Origin of the sequence: Microbacterium sp. zg-Y625 (genome assembly GCF_030246925.1) — a bacterium.
Classification (GTDB): domain Bacteria; phylum Actinomycetota; class Actinomycetes; order Actinomycetales; family Microbacteriaceae; genus Microbacterium; species Microbacterium jiangjiandongii.
In genome coordinates this window covers 1,146,330-1,166,416 of record NZ_CP126740.1, presented here as the reverse complement: position 1 = coordinate 1,166,416, position 20,087 = coordinate 1,146,330, and the positions used below count along the sequence as shown (strand labels likewise).

At 70.7% G+C, this 20,087-nt stretch carries 16 protein-coding genes; 4 read left to right on the top strand and 12 right to left on the bottom strand.

Annotated elements, in window-relative coordinates:
- Positions 1 to 27: 27 nt before the first annotated feature.
- The 5 genes from QNO14_RS05235 to QNO14_RS05215 form a co-directional block, all read right to left on the bottom strand.
- A complete protein-coding gene (locus QNO14_RS05235; protein WP_257495949.1) occupies positions 28 to 1,806 on the bottom strand; it encodes a peptidoglycan D,D-transpeptidase FtsI family protein in 1,779 nt (592 codons plus the stop codon).
- Positions 1,807 to 1,811: 5 nt separating this feature from the next.
- Complete coding sequence (gene ftsL, locus QNO14_RS05230; RefSeq protein ID WP_257495948.1) at positions 1,812 to 2,423, bottom strand: cell division protein FtsL; 612 nt, start codon at positions 2,421 to 2,423, stop codon at positions 1,812 to 1,814.
- Positions 2,420 to 3,373, bottom strand: a complete 954-nt coding sequence (gene rsmH, locus QNO14_RS05225) for a 16S rRNA (cytosine(1402)-N(4))-methyltransferase RsmH (RefSeq protein WP_257505834.1) — start codon at positions 3,371 to 3,373, stop codon at positions 2,420 to 2,422. The genes ftsL and rsmH overlap by 4 nt, the downstream gene beginning before the upstream one ends.
- A gap of 98 nt (positions 3,374 to 3,471) precedes the next feature.
- A complete protein-coding gene (gene mraZ / locus QNO14_RS05220) occupies positions 3,472 to 3,903 on the bottom strand; it encodes a division/cell wall cluster transcriptional repressor MraZ (RefSeq protein ID WP_257495985.1) in 432 nt (143 codons plus the stop codon).
- Positions 3,904 to 4,071: 168 nt separating this feature from the next.
- Complete coding sequence (locus QNO14_RS05215) at positions 4,072 to 4,443, bottom strand: SCO2097 family morphological protein (RefSeq protein ID WP_257495946.1); 372 nt, start codon at positions 4,441 to 4,443, stop codon at positions 4,072 to 4,074.
- 67 nt (positions 4,444 to 4,510) lie between these two features.
- Here QNO14_RS05215 and QNO14_RS05210 point away from each other — a divergent pair, with 67 nt between their 5' ends.
- Positions 4,511 to 5,602 carry a polyprenyl synthetase family protein gene (locus QNO14_RS05210; protein WP_257505833.1) on the top strand — a complete coding sequence of 364 codons (1,092 nt, stop codon included), beginning with the start codon at positions 4,511 to 4,513 and terminating at the stop codon, positions 5,600 to 5,602.
- On the opposite strand, the gene QNO14_RS05205 is transcribed toward QNO14_RS05210, so the two are convergent.
- Entirely contained in the window at positions 5,603 to 5,929 is a 327-nt protein-coding gene (locus QNO14_RS05205; RefSeq protein ID WP_374113955.1) for an Rv2175c family DNA-binding protein, read from the bottom strand.
- Between the two features lie 168 nt (positions 5,930 to 6,097).
- On the opposite strand from QNO14_RS05205, the gene QNO14_RS05200 reads away from it, so the two are divergent.
- Both QNO14_RS05200 and pknB read left to right on the top strand, forming a co-directional pair.
- Positions 6,098 to 7,315 carry a muramidase family protein gene (locus QNO14_RS05200; RefSeq protein ID WP_257505832.1) on the top strand — a complete coding sequence of 406 codons (1,218 nt, stop codon included), beginning with the start codon at positions 6,098 to 6,100 and terminating at the stop codon, positions 7,313 to 7,315.
- A gap of 68 nt (positions 7,316 to 7,383) precedes the next feature.
- On the top strand, positions 7,384 to 9,312 hold the full coding sequence (pknB, locus tag QNO14_RS05195) for a Stk1 family PASTA domain-containing Ser/Thr kinase (protein WP_257505830.1): 1,929 nt from the start codon (positions 7,384 to 7,386) through the stop codon (positions 9,310 to 9,312).
- 96 nt (positions 9,313 to 9,408) lie between these two features.
- On the opposite strand, the gene QNO14_RS05190 is transcribed toward pknB, so the two are convergent.
- The 3 genes from QNO14_RS05190 to QNO14_RS05180 form a co-directional block, all read right to left on the bottom strand.
- On the bottom strand, positions 9,409 to 10,746 hold the full coding sequence (locus QNO14_RS05190) for a class II 3-deoxy-7-phosphoheptulonate synthase (protein WP_257495941.1): 1,338 nt from the start codon (positions 10,744 to 10,746) through the stop codon (positions 9,409 to 9,411).
- Between the two features lie 61 nt (positions 10,747 to 10,807).
- A complete protein-coding gene (locus tag QNO14_RS05185) occupies positions 10,808 to 11,494 on the bottom strand; it encodes a lysophospholipid acyltransferase family protein (RefSeq protein ID WP_257495940.1) in 687 nt (228 codons plus the stop codon).
- Positions 11,495 to 11,496: 2 nt separating this feature from the next.
- The gene (locus tag QNO14_RS05180) at positions 11,497 to 12,432 is read right to left on the bottom strand and encodes an ROK family glucokinase (protein WP_257495939.1); all 936 of its coding nucleotides are present in this window, start codon (positions 12,430 to 12,432) and stop codon (positions 11,497 to 11,499) included.
- Positions 12,433 to 12,578: 146 nt separating this feature from the next.
- Here QNO14_RS05180 and QNO14_RS05175 point away from each other — a divergent pair, with 146 nt between their 5' ends.
- Positions 12,579 to 14,408 carry an AMP-dependent synthetase/ligase gene (locus QNO14_RS05175; RefSeq protein ID WP_257505829.1) on the top strand — a complete coding sequence of 610 codons (1,830 nt, stop codon included), beginning with the start codon at positions 12,579 to 12,581 and terminating at the stop codon, positions 14,406 to 14,408.
- Positions 14,409 to 14,492: 84 nt separating this feature from the next.
- Here the strand turns inward: QNO14_RS05175 and QNO14_RS05170 are convergent, their stop codons facing one another.
- The 3 genes from QNO14_RS05170 to QNO14_RS05160 are packed head-to-tail and all read right to left on the bottom strand — an operon-like array spanning position 14,493 to position 20,047.
- Positions 14,493 to 14,984, bottom strand: coding sequence for a peptide deformylase (locus QNO14_RS05170; protein WP_257495937.1), 492 nt, complete (start codon positions 14,982 to 14,984; stop codon positions 14,493 to 14,495).
- On the bottom strand, positions 14,984 to 16,591 hold the full coding sequence (locus tag QNO14_RS05165) for a MinD/ParA family ATP-binding protein (RefSeq protein WP_257505828.1): 1,608 nt from the start codon (positions 16,589 to 16,591) through the stop codon (positions 14,984 to 14,986). The genes QNO14_RS05170 and QNO14_RS05165 overlap by 1 nt, the downstream gene beginning before the upstream one ends.
- Before the next feature lie 48 nt (positions 16,592 to 16,639).
- Positions 16,640 to 20,047, bottom strand: a complete 3,408-nt coding sequence (locus tag QNO14_RS05160; RefSeq protein WP_257505827.1) for a pyruvate carboxylase — start codon at positions 20,045 to 20,047, stop codon at positions 16,640 to 16,642.
- Positions 20,048 to 20,087: the final 40 nt, after the last annotated feature.

Genomic DNA, 20,087 nt, shown 5'->3' with positions numbered 1-20,087 from the left:
CGCGCACGCCGGCGCGGGGCGGCGCGATCACTGCGTCTTGGGAAGAAGGGGCGTCTGCGAATCAGAGGGCAGGACGCGGTAGTTCTTGAGCACCTGCATCACGGCCTTCTGGAAGGCCTGGCGGTTCGCAGCAGACGATCTAATGGTAGTCGGCTCGTCGAGCGTGGTCAGAACGATGTACTGCGGATCGTCGGCCGGCACGATGCCGATGAGCGACGTGAAGTAGACGCCCGACTTGTAGCCGTTCTCCCCTGCGACCTGCGCGGTACCCGTCTTGGCGGCGATGCGGTAGCCGTCCACGGCGATGTAGTCGGCCATCTGAGCCTGCACCGCGACGTTCTCGAGCATGAGGGTCACCGCGTCTGCGGCCTCCTTCGACACGACCTGCTCGGGCGCGGGCAGATCGGGCTCGATCACGGTGCCGTCGGCGAGCGTGCAGGACTCCACGATCGACAGCGGCATCTTCAGCCCGCCGTTCGCAAGGGCCTGATAGGCGCTCGCGACCTGGGGGGAGGTCATCGTGTAGCCCTGCCCGAAGGTCGTGGCGTAGAACGTCTGGTTGTCCCACTCTGCGGGAGGATGCAGCACCCCCTGCGGCTCCTGCGGCCAGCCGATGGCGGTGCCCTTGCCCACCCCGAAGCGTTGCAGGTACTCGTGGCGCGTGTCGGCGGTGAGCATCTCGCCGAACTTCGACAGGGCGACGTTCGACGAGTCGATCAGCGCACCGGTGAGGGTGTAGTTCAGCACGGGGTGCGATTCGAAATCGCCGACGCGCGCACCGTTCGGGAAGGTCTCATAGTCACCCGCGGTCACGGTCGTGTGCGGCGTGGCGACGCCCGCGTCGATGACGCTGGCTGCGGTGATGGCCTTGAGGGTCGATCCGGGCTCGTAGGACTCCAGGAACAGGCGCGAACCCCGGTCCTCGGGCGCCGACCCATCGACGTTGTTGGGGTCGACGGTCGGGTACTCCGCCGCGGCCCGGATCTTGCCGGTGGCCACCTCGAGCACGAAGATCGCGCCGCTCGAGGCCTGCTTGTTCTGCACCTCTTCGGCGATGAGCTGCTGCAGATACCACTGCAGGTCGCGGTCGATCGTCAACTGCAGCGTGCCGCCGTCCACGGCGGGAGTCTCGATCTCGGTGCCGGGGATCACGACCCCGTCGGCACCGCGCTGGTAGCTGCGCTCCCCGTCCTGCGGCGCGAGGCAGGCGTTCTCGATCTGCTCCACGCCGGCGAGGGGCTCGCCGTCCGAGCCCATGAAGCCGAGCAGGTTGCCGGCGACCGCCCCGTCGGGGTAGGTGCGCTCGGGGTGCGGATCGAAACGCACGAACGGCGCCCGCAGGGCGGCCAGCTCCCGGTACTGCTCCGTCGTAAGACCTCGTTTGAGGTAGGCGAACCGGCTGCCGGGGTCGGCCGCGAGGGCGTCGTCGACGATCTTCATGATCTCGTCCGCGCTCTGCCCGGTGATGGCCCCCATCTCGGCGGCCACCTGCTCCCAGGGCACTTCGACCGTCACGCCGTCGATCTCGCGATCGACGGGGCCGACGTTGAGGGGGTCGAGCTTGCCGTCGTACTTCAGAATGCTCGTGGCCAGCGGCTCGCCGTCCGCGTCGACGACCTCGCCACGCGTGCCATAGAGCTCCTCATGGGCGCCGAGCGCCAGTGCCTGCGAGTCGGCGATGTGCTCGTCCGCGTTGACCACCTGGATGTCGACGAGCCGCAGGATGAACCCGGAGAGCACGGCGAGGACGACGGCGAGAGCGGCGACGGTGCGTCGGCGCGGGCTGCGGGTGGCTCGTGTCGTCATGGCTCTCAGTGTGTGCGGGGAACGGGGAGTCCGTCGGTGATCGGCGGGGGTGTCGTGGCATCCGTCGCGGCGGCGCCGGATGCTCCTGCCGCCGCCTCGGGCGCTGCCGGGGCGCCCTCGATCGTGGACAGTGGCGCGGTCACGAGCGGCACGTCGGAGATGAGGGCGTTCGGCACGGCGGGGCGGCCGAGCGCGTCGATGCTCGAGCCGCCCACGGCTGCCTCGCCGGCGCCCAGCACTGCGCCGTCGCTGAGGCGCAGGTAGTTCGGCGACTCGGCGATCACCATCCCCAGGGCGGAGGCATTCGCGGCCAGGAACTGGGGAGAGTTCATTCCCGCGACGTCGTCGGTGAGGATCTGCTTCTGATAGGTCAGGTCCCGCTGCTCGCGGGTGAGCTGCGCCACCTCGTAGGAGCCCTGCGTGGTGAGGATGGAAAGGCCCATCTGCGCGGCGCCGATCGTGACCGCCCCGGCCACGGCGATGATGCCGTAGAGCAGGCGCGGTCGCCGACGCGGCGCCGGGGCCGTGACGACCTCGAGACGGCGCCTCGGCGTGTGGAGGGGGGCGGGCAGCGCTGCGGCAGTGGCCGCCGCGGAGCCCAGGGGCAGAGTGCTCATGCGTCCTCCCGCAGTCGTTCGGCGGCGCGCAGTCGCACCGGTGTGGCCCGCGGATTGCGAGCCCGCTCCTCGGCGGAGGCGAGTTCTGCGCCCTTCACCAGCAGCTTCATGCGCGGGGCATGCTCGGGCAGTTCCACCGGCAGGCCGGCCGGCGCGGTCGACGCCGCGGCGGCGGCGAGCTCGCGCTTGACGAGACGGTCCTCGAGGGACTGGTAGGACAGCACCACGATCCGCCCGCCGACCGGGAGCAGGCTCAGGGCCGCCGGGATCGCGCGCTCCAGCGCCGACAGTTCGGCGTTGACCTCCACGCGCAGCGCCTGGAAGACCCGCTTGGCCGGGTGACCGGCTGCCTTCAGCGCGGCGGGCGTCGCCGCCTGCAGGATGTCGACGAGCCGGCCTGACCGCGTGATCGGCTCCGCCTTGCGGGCCTCGATGATGGCGCGGGCGTAGCGACCGGCGAGCCTCTCTTCGCCGTATCGCTCGAAGATGCGGCGCAGGTCCCCCTCACCGTAGGTCGCGAGGATGTCGGCGGCGGTCGTGCCGGCGGTCTGGTCCATGCGCATGTCCAGCGGCGCGTCCCGCGCGTAGGCGAATCCGCGGTCCGCCTCGTCGAGCTGCAGCGACGAGACACCCAGGTCGAACAGGATGGCGTCGGCGTTCCTTCGGCCGGTGGATGCCACCGCCTCGGCGATCCCGTCGTAGACGGTGTGGACGAGGCTGACCCGGTCGCCGAAGCGGGCGAGCCGCTCCCCCGCGATGCGCAGGGCGTCGGTGTCGCGGTCCAGCCCGATCAGGTGGGCCTCGGGGAACCGCTCGAGCATCGCCTCGGAATGGCCGCCCATGCCGAGGGTGGCGTCCACGAAGACGGCGCCCTCGTGCTGGAGGGCGGGCCCGAGCAGCGCGACGCAGCGCTCGAGCATGACGGGGGTGTGGATGTCGCGGGCTTCCATGATGTGAAGGGCGTGGCCCTCGACCCTGATCCCCATCCGCTCCGACCTGGCACCGGGGAAGTGTGTCAGGGCGTGCGGCTGGGAGTCACGATCGAGGCTCAGAAGAGGCCCGGGATCACCTCCTCCTCCATGTCGGAGTAGCTGTCTTCGTTTCCTTCGGCGTAGGCGTTCCACGCGTCGGCGTTCCAGATCTCGGCGTGGGCGCCGACACCCGTGACGACCAGTTCGCGGTCGAGGTTGGCGTAGGCCCGCAGCGGGGGCGGGATGGTGATGCGGTTCTGGCTGTCGGGCTTCTCGGCGCTGGCGGCCGAGAGGAACATGCGCTGGAAGTCGCGGGACTGCTTGTTCGTCAGCGGCGCCTCGCGGATGCGCTCGTACACCCGCTCGAACTCCGCGGTGCTGAACACGTACAGGCAGCGCTCCTGACCACGGGTGATGACGACGCCGGGGCCGAGGTCGTCGCGGAACTTCGACGGGAGGATGACGCGGCCCTTGTCGTCGAGCTTGGGAGTGTGGGTGCCCAACAGCATTGCCACCACCCCCTTCGTCCGGCCCCGCCAGGTAGCGCCACTTTACTCCACTTCCCTCCACTTCACTACACAAACCACCGACATTGCCCCCTGGCTGCCCCGGACCGCCCCGCGCGCACGAAAAAAGAGCACCGACCGTGAGGTCGGTGCTCTTGCGTTTTCGAGGGGTCAGTGCCGGTCTTGGCGGCGATCCCAGCGCTCATTCATGCGATCCATGAACGAGGTGGAGGAACGTGGAGCGCCCGGGCGGGCGCGGGATCCATCGACCGGCGCGCGGCCGGAGCCGCGCGTGGGGGTGACGGCGAGCACCACACCACCGAGCATGACGATGAAGGCGACGACACCGATGGCGACGTAGCCCGTCGATACCCCCGCGATGAGGCCGCCGAGGCCGAGAAGCACGAGGATCGTGCCGTAGACGATGTTGCGATAGCTGAGCGTGCGCCCATCGCGAGGCGCGCTCACCACGTCGGCGTCGTTGCGCATGAGATGGCGTTCCATCTCATCGAGCAGGCGCTGCTCCTGTTCGGACAGTGGCATGCATCCCCCTTGTGAGGTCCCAATAGGCATTGATTCTAACCGTGCCCGCGAGAACTAGGCTAGGCCCGTGTCGCCTACCGCGGATCCCATCGAAGCTGTTTCACAGCGACTGGTCGACTTCTTCACACAGCAGCGGGATGCCGCCCAGGCAGAGGGGCCGGAAGCGGTCACGTTCGTCGAGGCCGGGGTCGGCGCCGTCGGCGGCGGCAAGCGCCTTCGCGCCCGCTTCTGCGTGACCGGATGGCGGGCTGTGGCCGAGGCCGGAGGCCGCCGCCCGGGAGAGGCGCCGTCCGAGGTCATCACCGCCGCCGCCGCACTGGAGATCTTCCAGGCCGCCGCGCTCGTGCACGACGACCTCATCGACAACTCCGACACCCGGCGTGGCCGCCCGTCCGCGCATCGCGCGCTGGAGGCGGGTCACCGGGATGCCGGCTGGCTGGGCGACCAGGCGGGGTTCGGACGCTCCGCAGCGATCCTGCTGGGCGATCTGCTGGTGGCGTGGAGCGACGACCTGCTCGAAGACGGGCTGACCTCGGCCACCTGCGCCGCGGCCGCGCGTCGGGAGTATGCGCGCATGCGCCGCGACGTCACGATCGGCCAGTTCCTCGACATCGCCGAGGAGGCGGCCTTCCGCCAGTCCCCCGATGGCGAGCATGCCGACCGCGCGCTGCGCGTGGCATCGCTCAAGTCCGCCCGCTACAGCGTTCAGCAGCCGCTCCTGGTCGGCGCGGCCCTCGCCGGGGCGGACGCGCAGCAGCACGCCGCACTGGCGGCCTTCGGGCACCCCGTGGGCATGGCGTTCCAGCTGCGCGACGACGTGCTCGGCGTCTTCGGCGACACGGCGGTCACCGGCAAGCCCTCCGGCGACGATCTGCGCGAGGGGAAGCGAACCGTGCTCATCGCCTTCGCCCGCGAGACCCTCCCGCCGAGCGCCCGGCGGACGCTCGATGAGCTCCTCGGCGACCCCCAGCTCGACCAGGAGCAGATCGGCGCGCTGCAGCGCACGATCGTCGACTCCGGCGCCCTGGCCCGGGTGGAGGACCTCATCGCCGCATACGCCGCCGAGGCCGACCAGGCGCTTCGCGGCGCGCATCTGGGCGCCGCCGCGGTCGGCGAGCTGCGAGACCTCGCCCGCGCGGCGACGGCCCGATCGGCCTGATCAGGCGAGGGTCTGCGCGACCCGTCGCACCTCGGCCTTGCGGCCTTGACGCAGGGCCTCGATGGGGGGCAGTCCGATCGAGTCGTCGTGCTCGAGCAGCCAGTCGATCGCCTCGTCGTCGGTGAATCCGGCGTCGTGCAGCACGATCGCGGTGCCGCGCAGCGACGAGAGCGGGTGCCCGTCCAGGATGAACACCTCCGGCACCGCCAGCTTGCCGGTGCGGCGGGATGCCACGAGGTGGTACTCGTCGATGAGGCGCCTCACCCGACCCAGAGGTTCGCCGAGGGTCTCGACGAGTTCAGGCAGTGTCAGCCAAGCGGTCTCGATGCGCGAAGAGGTGGTGTCGCCGGTCACCCTCCCATGATGGCATCCGACCGCGGGGTGGCCGCGCGCTTTATGAGAATCTCATCATTCACACGCGTCACTTGCGTCACTCGCGTTGACCCTTTTTCACTTCCGTGACAGCGTGGCGGGGGTCCCGAAGGAGATCCCCCCATGCGACGACACCGCGCTCCCGCGCCGGCCACAGCCGCCGCCCCCCGCCCCGCACCCGCGCCCGCAGCGACCACCGGCGCAACCCTTCGTCGGCACTGGCCGGCGGCCGCGGCAGGGTCGCTCGCGCTCCTGCTCACGTCCGGTCAGGCCGCCCACGCGGCGGCTCCTCAGCCCGCGCTGCGCGATGCCGCCGTGTCGCCCGTCCTCACCGGCGCGAAGTCCGCACTCGCGCCCCGTCACACGCCTGCTGCGCCCTCCGCTGCGGCGACCCACGTCGTCGAGCCGGGCGACACCATCAGCTCCATCGCCGCCGCGCATGGCCTGCGAGTGGGCGACGTGCTCGCCCTCAACGGCCTGGGCTGGTCGTCGGTCATCACCCCCGGTCAGACGATCCAGCTGGCAGCGCCCACCGCTGCCGCCCCCGCCGCTCCGGCAGCGGCCGCTGCGGGCTCCTACTCGGTCGTCGCCGGCGACACGATGAGCGCGATCGCCGCACGGCACGGCGTCTCGACCGACGCCCTGCTCGCCGCCAACGGAATGGACCGCTCGTCGGTGATCTACCCCGGCCAGACCCTCGCACTGCCCGGCGCGGGCATGCAGCCCGCGGCATCCGCCTCCCCCGCCGCCGCCCCGGCGGCTGCCGCCGCTCCCGCCGCGGCATCGCACGAGATCGCCGCGGGCGACACGATGACGGGCATCGCTTCGCGCTACGGCGTGTCGCTCGACGCGCTGCTGTCCGCCAACGGAATGGACCGCTCGTCGATCATCTACCCGGGTCAGACCGTGAAGATCCCGGCAGCCTCGGTGGCGGGCCTCGACGCGGAGCAGGCGGCCAACGCCCGCACGATCATCCACGTCGGCCGCCAGCTGGGCGTCTCCGACCGGGGCATCGCCATCGCGCTGGCCACCGGCATGGTCGAGTCGTGGCTGCGCAACCTCGACTGGGGCGACCGGGATTCGCTCGGCGTCTTCCAGCAGCGCCCCAGCCAGGGCTGGGGATCGCCGGAGCAGGTGCGCGACGTCGAGCGCGCCACCCGGGTCTTCTTCGGGGGCCCGTCCGATCCGAATGGAATCGGCAGCCGCGGACTGCTGGACATCCCCGGCTGGGAGTCCCTGGCCTTCACCGATGCCGCCCAGGCCGTGCAGGTCTCCGCCTATCCCCACCGCTACGGCGAGTGGGAGGAGAAGGCGTACGCGTGGCTCGCCGCACTCGGATGACCATAACCGTCGGCCGCGAGGGTGAGGCGTTACCCGGGGAGCCCCGGCGCCGTCCGTAGACTCTACGCGTGAGCACGAGCCAGCAGACGGATCCGCTGATCGGCCGTCTGGTCGACGGCCGATACCGTGTGCGTGCTCGCATCGCCCGTGGCGGCATGGCCACGGTGTACGTCGCGACCGATCTGCGGCTCGAGCGGCGCATCGCCTTGAAGGTGATGCACGGGCACCTCTCGGACGACTCGATCTTCCAGAGCCGGTTCATCCAGGAGGCCCGGGCCGCCGCCCGCCTGGCCGACCCGCACGTCGTGAACGTGTTCGACCAGGGCCAGGACGGCGACATGGCGTACCTCGTCATGGAGTACCTGCCCGGCATCACCCTGCGGGAGCTGCTGCGCGAACAGCGCCGGCTCACCGTTCCCCAGACCATCACGATCATGGATGCCGTGCTCTCGGGGCTGGCGGCAGCCCACCGCGCCAACATCGTGCACCGCGACGTCAAGCCCGAGAACGTGCTGCTGGCCGAGGACGGTCGCATCAAGATCGGCGACTTCGGCCTCGCCCGCGCGACGACGGCCAACACCGCGACCGGACAGATGCTGCTGGGCACGATCGCGTACCTCGCGCCGGAGCTGGTGACGCGCGGGAGCGCCGACGCCCGCAGCGACATCTACGCCCTCGGCATCATGCTGTACGAGATGCTCACCGGCGAGCAGCCCTACAAGGGCGAGCAGCCGATGCAGATCGCGTACCAGCACGCGACCGACTCGGTCCCCCGCCCGAGCGCGAAGAACCCCGGCGTCCCCGAGCCGCTCGACGAGCTCGTGCTGTGGGCCACCGAGCGCGACCCCGATGAACGCCCGTCCGACGCGCGCGAGATGCTCGACCGGCTGCGCGAGATCGAGCGGTCGCTGGGCGTCGCGCCGCAGGTGGTGCGCACCGCCCCGATCGGCGTGGTGCCCGAAGACGACATGCTCGACTCCGGCGAGATGACGAAGGTGCTGCCCGGGGCGTTCACCGCTCCCACGGTGACCTCCGACGTCGACAACGCCACGCGGCTGCGCCGTCGCACGCAGCGCAACGCCGCCAAGGGCGGCTGGCTCGTGACCATCGTCGTGCTCTTGGCGGGTCTCGCTGCGGGGACCGGCTGGTGGTTCGGGTCAGGCCCCGGCTCGCAGGTGGCCGTGCCCGACGTCATCGGCATGACCTTCGCGGATGCGGAGGCGGCGCTGTCCCTCGAGACGCTGCAGGCGGTGGAGGACGGCGAGAACAACCTCGAGGTCCCGGCTGGCCAGGTCATCCGCACGGAGCCCACCCCGGGATCTCGCGTGGACCAGGAGACCCCCGTCACCGTCTTCATCTCCCGCGGACCGGCCGAGGTGTCGCTTGCCGGCCTCGCCGGCATGTCCGAGGCGCAGGCCCGCGAGTACCTGGATCAGAACATCGTGCGGGTGCAGGACGAGGTCGCACGGGAGTTCCGCGACGACGTCGAGCGGGACATCGTGCTCGCGGCATCCATCACCCCGCGTGACGGCGGCGACCCGGTGGACTGCAGCGGCGGCTGCGCCGTGCGGCAGGACGACTTGGCATCCCTGACCGTCTCGGCCGGGGCCGTCCCTGACGTCGGCGGCGCATCGGTGGAATCCGCGACCCGCACGCTGGACGAGGTCGGGCTGCTGGTGGCATCCGACACGATCGGCGAGTGGAGCGCCGACATCGACAAGGGCCGCGTCCTCGGGGTGGCCGGTGTCGACGGTCCCCTGCGGCCGGGCGACACGGTGACCCTCGTGGTGTCGAAGGGACCCCAGCCCATCGAGGTTCCCGACGTCACCGGATACACCGTGGCCGACGCGATGCAGACGCTCGCCGACGCCGGCTTCGAGCCCGGCACGGCACTGCCGGAGATCGCCTGGGGCATCTTCACCGTGAGCAACACGTCTCCGGAGGCGGGCTCGTGGCAGCTCCCCGGGACGTCCATCACGGTTCGCGTCACCGGCTGACCTTCGGGCGTCCGAAGGGCCCCTGCGCCACGGGGCCACCTGCGACCACCGAACCGGCGCGACGCACCGGCCACGAGGGCGCACTGACCCGCAGGCTCAGCGCTTCTCGAGCTCCTCGGCGACGAGGAACGCCAGCTCCAGGCTCTGCATGTGGTTCAGGCGCGGGTCGCACAGCGACTCGTAGCGCGTCGCGAGGGTGGCCTCGTCGATCTTCTCCGACCCGCCCAGGCACTCGGTCACGTCGTCGCCGGTGAGCTCGACGTGGATGCCGCCCGGGAACGTCCCCACAGCGCGGTGCGCCTCGAAGAATCCGCGCACCTCGTCGACGACGTCGTCGAAGCGACGCGTCTTGTAGCCGGTGGGCGTCGTGATGCCGTTGCCGTGCATCGGGTCCGTCACCCACAGCGGCGTCGCGCCGGAGTCCTTCACGGCCTCCAGCAGCGGCGGCAGCGCATCGCGGATCTTGCCGGCGCCCATGCGGGTGATGAACGTCAGGCGTCCGGGCTCCCGCTCGGGGTCGAGCTTGTCGATGAGCTTCAGCGCCGTGTCGGTCGAGGTGGTGGGACCGAGCTTCACCCCGATGGGGTTGCGGATCTTCGAGAAGTAGTCGACGTGCGCGCCGTCGAGGTCACGGGTGCGCTCACCGATCCACAGGAAGTGAGCGGAGGTGTTGTACGGCGTGCCGGTGCGCGAGTCGATGCGCGTCATGGGGCGCTCGTAGTCCATCAGCAGGCCCTCGTGGCCGGTGTAGAACTCCACGCGCCGCAGCTCGTCGAAGTCTGCTCCCGCAGCCTCCATGAACTTGATGGCCCGGTCGATCTCGCCCGCGAGGCGCTCGTACCGCTGGTTGGCCGGGTTCGAGGCGAACCCCTTGTTCCAGCTGTGCACCTCGCGCAGATCCGCGAAGCCACCCTGCGTGAACGCGCGGATGAGGTTCAGCGTGGATGCCGCGGTGTGGTAGCCCTTCAGCAGCCGTGCGGGGTCGGGCTGGCGCGACCCGGCGGTGAAGTCGTAGCCGTTGACGATGTCGCCACGGTAGGCCGGCAGCGTCACGTCGCCGCGGGTCTCGGTGTCGCTCGAGCGCGGCTTGGCGAACTGCCCCGCCATGCGCCCCATCTTCACGACCGGCATGGAGGCGCCGTACGTCAGCACGACGGCCATCTGCAGCACCGTCTTGATGCGGTTGCGGATCTGCTCGGCGGTGGCGCCGGCGAACGTCTCGGCGCAGTCCCCGCCCTGCAGCAGGAAAGCCTTGCCGGACGCGGCGCGCGCCAGGCGCTCGCGCAGGTTGTCGACCTCTCCGGCGAACACCAGCGGGGGCAGCGTCGCGATCTCGCTCGAGACGGCGGCAACGGCATCCGGGTCCGCCCAGAGGGGCTGCTGCTTGATCGGCAACGCGCGCCAGGCGTCGAGGGGGTCGGTCTGCGGGAGCATCAGGCCAGTCTACCGAGGCGTCACCGGCTCCAGCGCCGTGTGACGACCCCGCCGCCCCCCGTCAGGACGCCGAGACCGCGCGGCTCTTCACCGTCGAGGCGTAGACGTCGTCGTAGCGCTGCTCACCCAGACGCTGCAACGCCACCATGATCTCGTCGGTCACCGAGCGCAGCACGTAGCGGTCGTTCTCCATGCCCCGGTAGCGGGAGAAGTCCAGCGGCTCCCCGATGACCATCCCGACGCGGCCGACTCGCGGGATCGTGCGGCCGATGGGCATGACGGCGTCGGTGTCCACCATCACCACGGGAATGACGGGGACGCGCGCCTCGAGCGCCATGCGCGCGATGCCGGTGCGGCCGCGGTACAGCTTGCCGTCGGGGCTGCGGGTGCCCTCGGGGTAGATGCCGAGAAGATCGCCGCCCCCGAGCACCTGCAGCCCCGTGTTCAGCGACGCCTCGGAGGCCTTGCCGCCGGTGCGGTCGATGGGGATCTGACCGGTGGCCTTCATGAACATGCGGGTCGCCCAGCCCTTGAGACCCTTGCCGGTGAAGTAGTCGCTCTTGGCCAGGAACGACATCGGTCGGTCGATCATGAGCGGAAGGAAGACCGAGTCGCTCACCGACAGGTGATTGCTGGCGAGGATCGCCGCGCCCTCACGGGGGATGTTGGTCCGGCCCACGATCCACGGTCGGAAGATGGCCTTGACGACCGGTCCGATCACGATGTACTTCATGAGCCAGTAGAACACCGCTAGACGCTCCTGCCCGCGAGGTCGGCGACGCCGATGAGACCGGCGTCGTTGCCCAGCTGCGCGATGACGAAGTCGGCGACCGGCCGCTCGCCGTACCCGGGCAGCGACGTCTCGTACGCCAGTCGCACGGGCTCCAGGAGAGTCTCCCCCAGCTGCGCGACTCCCCCGCCGATGACGAAGAGCTCGGGGTCGAGCACGGCCTGGATGCCGCCGCAGGCTTCGCCGAGGGCCGTCGCGACCCGGCGCAGCGCCTCGACGGCGCCGGGATCCCCGGCGAGCACGAGGCGCGAGATGGCGGGGCCGGGAATCGTGCCCTTCTCTTCGCGCACCTGCGCGAGCGCCGCGCCGATACCGCCGGCGTCGGCGATGTCGTTCGCCTCGCGCTGCAGGGCACGCCCCGAGGCGTACTGCTCGAGGCATCCGTTCTGGCCGCAGCCGCACAGGCGCCCGTCGCGCATGAAGCGCATGTGCCCGAGCTCGCCGCCGATGCCGTGGCCGCCGTAGGCGAGCTCACCGCGCGAGACGATGGCTCCCCCTACTCCGGTGCCGAGCGTCAGCATGACCATGTCGCCCACGCCGCGGCCCGCGCCGAAACGGTACTCGCCCCACCCGGCGGCGTTCGCGTCGTTCTCGATGGTGACGGGCCGACCGATGCGCCGCTCGAGGTCGGCGCGCAGCGGCTCGTTCCGCCACGCGATGTTGGGCGCATGGAAGACGACCGAACGGGTCTTGTCGATGAAGCCCGCGGCGGCGACCCCGACGGCTGCCACCTCGTAGGACTGCGCGAAATGGCGGGCCATGTCGGCCACGGCATCGGCGAGGGCCTCGGTGTCGACGGGGGTGTCCACCCGGAGCTTCTCGACGACGTTGCCGGCGTCGTCCACGACGCCTCCGGCGATCTTCGTCCCGCCGATGTCGATCCCGACCTTGAGCACGCGGCATCCTTCCCGCCGCTGCCGTGCGCAGGGCGTCTTGAAGTCTACTGCGCGAACGCACAGGGCACCCGGAGCGAGACGCGCATGACGTTACACTCGGTTTCGGCGCAATAACCCGATTTTCGTTCGGTACCGAAGGAGTTGCCGTGGTCCAATTCGAAGTTCCCGCAATCGTCCCCGCTGATCCGCAGGGCAATATCAGCGATCTGCTCGCCGATCGGGTGAAAAGCACCCCCGATCTGGCACTGTTCGCCGTCCCCGACGGGGACGGCTGGCGCGACATCACCGCCGCTGCGTTCGAGCGGGAGGTCATCCGCCTGGCCAAGGGCCTCGTGGCCGCCGGCATCGAGCCCGGCGACAAGGTGGGCTTCCTCGCACGCACCACCTACGAGTGGTCGCTCGTCGACTTCGCGATCTTCTACGCCGGCGCCGTCATGGTGCCGATCTACGAGACCAGCTCGGCAGCGCAGATCCAGTGGAACCTCACCGACTCCGGCGCCATCGCCTGCATCGTCGAATCCACCGACCACGCCGCGCGCCTGGCCGAGGTCCGCGACGAGCTCCCGCTCATCCGCAGCACGTGGACGATGGATGCCGGCGACCTCGACGCCGTCCGCGCCGACGGCGCGTCGGTCTCGGACGAGGAGATCGAGCGTCGGCGCAACCTCGCCGTCGGCTCGGACATCGCCACGCTGATCTACACGTCCGGATCCACCGGCCGCCCCAAGGGGTGCGTGCTCACGCACAGCAACTTCGTCGAACTCTGCCGCAACTCCGCCAAGGCGCTCAGCGAGGTCGTCGCCGAGCCTGGCGCGTCGACGCTGCTGTTCATCACGACCGCGCATGTGTTCGCGCGGTTCATCTCGATCCTGAACATCCACGCGGGCGTGAAGACCGGCCACGAGCCCGACACCCGACAGCTCCTGAAGGCGCTCGGCAGCTTCAAGCCGTCGTACCTGCTGGCCGTGCCGCGCGTGTTCGAGAAGGTCTACAACTCCGCCGAGCAGAAGGCTGAAGCAGGCGGCAAGGGCAAGATCTTCCGCGCCGCCGCGCACGCGGCGGTGGAGCACTCCACCCTGCTGCAGGACGGCAAGAAGGTCCCGCTGGGCCTGAAGATCAAGTTCCGACTGTTCGACAAGCTCGTCTACGGCAAGCTGCGCGCCGCCATGGGCGGCCGCGTCAAGTACGCCGTGTCGGGGTCGGCCCCCCTCGGACCGCGGCTGGGACACTTCTTCCACAGCCTGGGCGTGACCATCCTCGAGGGCTACGGCCTCACCGAGACCACGGCGCCGGCGACGGTGAACCTCGCCACCAAGTCGAAGATCGGCACGGTCGGACCGGTGCTTCCCGGCGTCGGCGTGCGACTCGGCGAGGACAACGAGATCGAGGTGCGCGGCATCAACGTCTTCAAGGAGTACTGGCGCAACCCCGAGGCCACGGCCGAGGCGTTCCACGACGGCTGGTTCAAGACCGGCGACATCGGCTCGTTCGACGACGAGGGCTTCCTGACGATCACGGGGCGCAAGAAGGAGATCCTCGTCACCGCCGGTGGCAAGAACGTCGCACCGGCCGCGCTCGAGGATCCGATCCGCGCGAACCCGATCGTCGGACAGGTCGTCGTCGTCGGCGACCAGAAGCCCTTCATCGGCGCCCTCGTGACGCTCGATTCCGAGATGCTGCCCACGTGGCTTGCGAACAACGGACTGCCGGCCGACATGACGCTCGCCACCGCCGCAAAGGACCCGAAGGTGCGCGCCGAGGTGCAGAAGGCGATCGACACCGCCAACGCCCACGTGTCGCGCGCCGAGTCCGTCCGCAAGTTCAGCATCCTCGACAGCGAGTGGACCGAGGCCAGCGGTCACCTGACGCCGAAGATGTCGATCAAGCGCAACGTGATCCTGGCGGACTTCGCCTCACACGTCGAGGACCTCTACGCCGTTCCGGTGACGACGACGAACGTCGCTCTCGGCGGCTGACACCCGACACACGATGAAGAAGGCCCGGGGAGCGATCCCCGGGCCTTCTTGCGTCGCGCCGACCGTCGCCGGCGATGCGATGCGTCAGAACCAGCTGGACTCGCGCACCTCGCGCATGGCGGCACGGCGCTCTTCGGGCGCGAGCCGGTCGAGGTAGAGCATGCCGTCCAGGTGGTCGGTTTCATGCTGCAGCGCCTGCGCGAGCAGGCCGTCGCCTTCGAGCACGACCTCGTTGCCGTCGAGGTCGATCCCGACGGCTTTGGCGTGCGGATGCCGGATGGCGTCGTGCCAGAGGCCGGGAACCGACAGGCATCCCTCCCCCATCGGCACCGCCTCGCCCGAGACCTCGACCAGCCGGGGGTTGAGGATGTAGCCGATGTCGCCGTCGATGTTGTAGCTGAAGGCACGCAGGCCGACGCCGATCTGGTTCGCGGCCACCCCGGCACGCCCGGGCAGGGCGACCGTGTCGAGCAGATCTCGCACGAGCGCACGCACGCCGTCGTCGATGTCGTCGATCGGCGCGCACGCCGACCGCAGCACGGGGTCGCCGAACAGGCGGATGTCGCGGACGGCCATCAGGCAGCCGACGGCAGGCCGCGCAGGCCCTCGATGACCGTGGCCGCGAGTTCGCGCGCCGCCGTGCGCGTCGCCGGCTGCAGCTCGCGGAAAGAGATGGCGCTCCCGGCGGCGATGTGCGGGTCGTACGGCATGTGGACGACGGCTCGCACGCGCGAGCGGAAGTGGGCTTCGAGCTCGGCGGGACGCACGAGAGGCGCCCCCGGGCGGCTGGCGTTGAGCACCACCACGGCGTTGCGCGCCTTCTCGGCGTGGCCGTTGGCCTCGAGCCAGGTGAGCGTCTCGGATGCCAGGCGCGCCTCGTCGACGCTCAGGCCCGTCACCACGATGATCTCGTCGGCCAGGCCGAGCGTCGCGCCCATGACCGAGTGGACGATGCCCGTGCCGGTGTCGGTCAGCACGACCGAGTAGTAGTGGGCGGCGAACTGCGCGACGTCGTGGTAGTCGTCATCGTTGAAGGCCTCGGAGATGTGCGGGTCGGCGTCGGATGCCAGCACGTCGAGCCGGGTCTCGTCGCGCACGACGATGTCCGACAGGTCGTGGTACCCGGAGATCTCGCCGCGGCGGCGCACCAGATCACGCACCGTCTTGCCGCTGGGGTGACCGATCCGCTCGGCCAGCGTGCCCCGGTCGGGGTTCGCGTCCACGGCGATGATGCGATCGTCGCGGGCGTCGGCGAGGGCCATGCCGAGCAGTGTGGTGATCGTGGTCTTGCCGACCCCGCCCTTGCGGGAGAGCACCGGGACGAACTTCGCGCTTCCGCTGAGTGTCGCGGCGATGCGGCGGTCCAGCGCCTTGCGCTCACGGGCGCGGCGACCGTCACCGAGGTTGATGCGGTGCCTCGACAGCGAGTAGAGCAGGTGCCGCCAGGCGCCCTCCGGCTCTGGCTTGACCACGTGGTGCGGGTCGAGCAGACGGTCGGCGGTCAGCAGGTCGGCGGACTCCCGCCCCGGCTCGATCTCGCCGAGGCGACGGGGAGCGAGCTCGGCGCTGCGCGCGCGCAGGCGCTCGGCCGTGCGCGGATGCGCCTCGTCTGCGGTGCGGGCGCGCCTGGCGGCCGCCGTGGAGGGCTTCTCATCGTCGCCGGTCGTGGGCTTCGCAACCGCGCCGGTGGCGGGCTTGGCGACAGCGACAGCGCCGGTGGCGGGCACGGATCCGGTCGCGGGGCCGGCGACGGCACCGGTGGCGGGGGTGTCCTCGGAGGCCGCGGCATCCTTCTGCGCTGCCTCGTCGGCGGCCGTCGGCGAGGCCACCTCGTCGGCGAGCTCCTCGTCGTGAGCGAACTCCTCGAACGCCGGACGGTGCAGCTCTCCGGTCTCGTCGTCGATCGTGACGTCCTCTGCGGCGACGATGTCGACGCCGTCGGTCGCCGGGTCCGTGACCGGGGCGAATCCGATGGGCACGAAGCCCTCCGCGACGACGCCGTCGTCGACTGCCTCGTCGTCGGCATCGTCATCGTCATCGTGGGGCACCGGCAGCACGACGTCGACCTGGGCCGTGGCGGCGCCGAGGACTCCGATCCCGGTGGTGTCCAGGCTGGCACCGTCGGCGAGGACGCCGTTCTCGGGCTCTTCGTCGTGCGTCGAATCGTTGCGCTCGGGCGTCACAGCTCACTCCATGTAGGGTCCCGGACGACGTGCGCCCGCCCTCACAGGCTACTCGGAGGGGCGGACGACGGCCAAAAGGTCCCCGGCTTCGACCTGCTGTGTGCCCGACAGCACCAGCCGTTCCACGACGCCGTCGACAGGAGACGTGATCGCCGCTTCCATCTTCATCGCCTCGATGGACGCGATCGGCTGCCCGGCGGTGACCGTGTCACCCGACTGCACCTTGATCGTCACGACGCCCGAGAACGGCGCCGCCACCTGACCCGGCTTCGACGTGTCCGCCTTCTCGGCTTGGCGATGCGCGACGTCGATGGCGCGGTCGCGCACGAACACCGGCCGCAGCTGGCCGTTGAGGGTCGTCATGACCGTGCGCATGCCCTTGTCGTCCGCCTCGCCGATGGCCTCCAGCCCGACGTACAGCTGCACGCCGCGCTCGATCTCCACGACGTGTTCGGTACCGGAGGCGAGCCCGTACAGGTAGTCGACGGTGTCGAGCACGCTGAGATCGCCGTACGTGTCGCGGACCTCCTGGAACGCGCGGGTCGGCGCCGGGAAGAGCAGGCGGTTCAGGGTGCGGCGGCGCGTGGGGGCGTCTGCGTCGAGCGCCGCCGCGTCGTCGTCGGCCAGCTCCGTCACCCCGACCTTCACCTCGCGGCCCTGCAGCACCTTGGTGCGGAAGGGCTCCGGCCAGCCGCCCGGCAGGTCGCCGAGCTCGCCGGCCATGAAGCCCACGACCGAGTCGGGCACGTCGTACTTCTGCGGGTTCGCCTCGAAGTCGGCCGGATCCGCCTTGACGGCCGCCAGGTGCAGGGCGAGGTCGCCGACCACCTTCGACGACGGGGTCACCTTCGGCACGCGGCCGAGGATCGCGTCGGCTGCGGCGTACATGTCCTCGATGAGCTCGAAGTCGTCCGCCAGCCCCAGCGCGATGGCCTGCTGGCGCAGGTTCGACAGCTGGCCACCCGGGATCTCGTGGCGGTAGACCCGGCCCGTGGGACCGGGCAGGCCGGACTCGAACGGGCGGTACAGGGCGCGTACGGCCTCCCAGTACGGCTCGAGGTCGCTCACGGCGGAGAGATCCAGCCCCGTGTCGCGCTCGGTGTTCGCCAGGGCCGCGACCAGCGCCGACAGGGAAGGCTGGCTCGTGGTGCCCGCCATGGGCGCGGCGGCGGCGTCGACGGCATCCGCGCCCGCCGCACTGGCCGCCAGCAGGGTCGCGAGCTGACCGCCGGCGGTGTCGTGGGTGTGGACGTGCACCGGCTGGTCGAAGCGCTCGCGCAGCGCCGAGACGAGACGCGCGGCGGCGGCAGGACGCAGCAGCCCCGCCATGTCCTTGATCGCCAGGACGTGCGCACCGGCATCCACCATCTGCTCCGCCAGGCGCAGGTAGTAGTCGAGGGTGTAGAGGTCCTCGGCGGGGTTGAGCAGGTCGCCGGTGTAGCAGAGGGCGACCTCGGCGACGGCGGTGTCGGTGGCGAGCACCGCGTCGATGGCCGGACGCATCTGCGAGACGTCGTTCAGGGCGTCGAAGATGCGGAAGATGTCGACGCCCGATGCCGCGGCCTCGCGGACGAAGGCGTCGGTGACGGCCGTGGGGTACGGGGTGTATCCGACGGTGTTGCGCCCGCGCAGCAGCATCTGGATCGCGACGTTCGGCAGCGCGGTGCGAAGGGCATCGAGGCGCTCCCACGGGTCCTCGCCGAGGAAGCGCAGCGCCACGTCGTAGGTGGCGCCGCCCCATGCCTCCATCGACAGCAGCTGCGGGGTCAGGCGGGCGACGTACGGCGCGGCGGTGACGAGGTCCTTCGTGCGCACCCGGGTGGCCAGCAGCGACTGGTGGGCGTCGCGGAACGTCGTCTCGGTGACGGCGAGGGCCGTCTGCTCGCGCAGGGCCTTCGCGAAGCCGGCGGGGCCGAGCTCGAGCAGCCGCTGGCGGGATCCGTCGGGCGCGGGGGCGGTGACATCCACGGCGGGGAGCTTGGATGCCGGGTCGACCGACACCGGGTTCGCGCCGTTCGGGCGATTGACGGTGACGTCGGCGAGCCAGCCGAGGATCTTCGAGCCGCGGTCCTTGGACTCCCGCCCCTTGGCCAGGTGCGGCCGCTCGTCGATGAACGACGTCGACAGATCGCCGGCGACGAACGCCGGGTCTTCGAGCACCGTCTGCAGGAACGGGATGTTGGTGGACACCCCGCGGATGCGGAACTCCGCCAGCGCGCGACGGGAGCGGACGACCGCGGCTCCGAAGTCCCGGCCTCGGCAGGTCAGCTTGGCGAGCATGGAGTCGAAGTGCGGGCTGATCTGCGAGCCCGCGGCGGTGGTGCCGCCGTCGAGGCGGATGCCGGCCCCTCCCGGAGAGCGGTAGGTGGTGATCTTGCCCGTGTCGGGCCGGAAGCCCTGCGACGGGTCCTCGGTGGTGATGCGGCACTGCAGGGCGGCGCCGCGCAGGTGGATCTGCTCCTGCCGCAAGCCGAGCTCGTCGAGGGTCTCCCCCGCCGCGATGCGCATCTGCGCCTGCACGAGGTCGACGTCGGTGACCTCTTCGGTGACGGTGTGCTCGACCTGGATGCGCGGGTTCATCTCGATGAAGACGACCTCGCCGGTGCGGGGACCTGCCGTCTCGAGCAGGAACTCGACCGTGCCGGCGTTCTGGTAGCCGATCGACTCCGCGAACGCGATGGCGTAGCCGTGCAGCGCGTCACGCACGTCGTCGTCGAGGTTCGGCGCCGGGGCGATCTCGATGACCTTCTGGTGGCGTCGCTGCACCGAACAGTCCCGCTCGAACAGGTGCACGGTGTGGCCGGCCTGGTCGGCGAGGATCTGCACCTCGATGTGGCGGGGCCGCTGCACGGCCTGCTCGAGGAACACCCGCGCGTCGCCGAACGCACTCTCGGCTTCGCGCATGGCCTCGGCCACGGCGGGGGCGAGCTCCTGCGGGTACTCCACGCGCCGCATCCCGCGCCCGCCGCCGCCGGCGACGGCCTTGACGAAGATGGGGAAGCCGATGTCCTCGGCCTGGGCCAGAAGCTCGTCGACGTCGTCGGATGCCTCGGTGGAGCGCAGCACGGGCACGCCCGCGGCGACCGCGTGGTGCTTGGCGGTGACCTTGTTGCCGGCCATCTCGAGCACTTCGGCGGGCGGGCCGATGAAGGCGATGCCGGCCGCGGCCGCCTTTGCCGCGAGCTCCGGGTTCTCCGAGAGGAACCCGTAGCCGGGGTAGATGGCATCCGCTCCGCTCTCGGTCGCCACGCGGATGATCTCGTCGACGTCCAGGTACGCCCGCACGGGATGCCCCTGCTCACCGATGCGGTAGGCCTCGTCGGCCTTCAAGCGGTGCAGCGAATAGCGGTCCTCGTAGGGGAAGACGGCGACGGTGCGAGCGCCGAGTTCGAAGGCGGCGCGGAATGCGCGGATGGCGATCTCGCCTCGGTTCGCGACCAGGATCTTGCGGAACATGCTCACCTCACGTGGGATGACCGGGGCGCGCATCGCTGGA